Raw genomic sequence first — 1,383 nt, forward strand, 5'->3', positions numbered from 1 at the left:
ATGCGCGCCGACAACGCCGCGCTCTCCGCCGTCTCCGACTCGCTCGGTCTGTCGGCTGCGACGGTCGACACCGAATATACCGCTCTGACCACGGTTATCGGCAACAAGGACTCCGGCCTGACCAAGCTGCAGGCGCTGCTGGTCGAAGCCAAGACCGCTGGTATCGACCGCACCAAGATCCAGGCGGACGTCACCCAGATCCAGCAGCAGATGAAGGCGACAGCCAATGCGGCGACCTTCAACGGCGTGAACTGGCTGAGCACGACCGCCACCACCCCGGCGACCGTGAACCTGGTGTCGTCGTTCTCCCGAGTCGGCAGCACGCCGACCACGGGCTCGATCACCCTGACCACCGCCAACTACTCGCTCTACACCGCGACCCAGGGCGGCTTCCTGGACAAGGTGAGCGGCGCGGCGTCGATCGACACGCTCAGCATCTCCGCGCTGACCGACTCCGCGGCTGACCAGACCACGCTCGACGGCTATATCACGCAGGTCACCGCTGCGATCAACTCGGTGGCTTCGGCCGCCGCCGACCTCGGCGCCGTCAAGACCCGTATCTCGACCAACACGGACTTCGTGAAGTCGCTGATGGACTCGGTTGATCGCGGTATCGGCCAGCTCGTCGACGCCGACATGAACCAGGAGTCCACCCGCCTGGCGGCCCTCCAGGTCCAGCAGCAGCTCGGCGTGCAGGCGCTCTCGATCGCCAACAACAGCAGCCAGAGCATCCTGTCGCTGTTCCGCTAAGCCTTAGACCATCTGGGGAGGGCCGCGCTTCTCGCGAAGCGCGGCCCTTTCGTTTGGTGTGTTGCCGCGCGCACGCCGCAAATTCGGCTGCCCTGTTGCAGTCCGGGCACAGAGCCACAAGCCTCGCACAAGCTTCGCGCGCTATCGTCGCCGCTACGACAGGTTGGGCCTGCTTTTTCGCCGCCCAAAGGCATGACGCCGCCCTGTCGTACCGGTGCAAGCCCGGTATGTCCCCAAAAACAGTTCAATCTTCAAAGGGACATCAAAAATGGGTTCAAGTCTGCTCACCAACTCGTCTGCAATGACTGCGCTGCAGACCCTCCGCAATGTCAGCTCGCAGCTCGCGACCACGCAGAACCGGATCTCGACCGGCCAGCGCGTGGCCACTGCTTCCGACAACGCCGCCTACTGGTCGATCGCAACGTCGATGCGCGCCGACAACGCCGCGCTCTCCGCCGTCTCCGACTCGCTCGGTCTGTCGGCTGCGACGGTCGACACCGAATACACCGCTCTGACCGCGGTTGTCGGCGACAAGACCGGCGGCCTGACCAAGCTCCAGGCGCTGCTGGTCGAAGCCAAGACCGCTGGTATCGACCGCACCAAGATCCAGGCCGACATCACCCAGATCCAGCA

Annotated in this window: 2 protein-coding genes; both read left to right on the forward strand. The window is 64.6% G+C overall.

Annotated features, from left to right (window positions below; genetic code table 11):
- Nucleotides 1-750: flagellin (locus AC0L3X_RS07365; protein ID WP_473316335.1), on the forward strand; the 750-nt coding region annotated here is incomplete at its 5' end.
- A 268-nt stretch (nt 751-1,018) separates the two neighbouring features.
- A partial coding sequence (locus tag AC0L3X_RS07370) for a flagellin N-terminal helical domain-containing protein (RefSeq protein ID WP_473316336.1) occupies nt 1,019-1,383 on the forward strand: 365 nt, incomplete at its 3' end.

The organism is Bradyrhizobium sp. MI1.7, assembly GCF_055811795.1.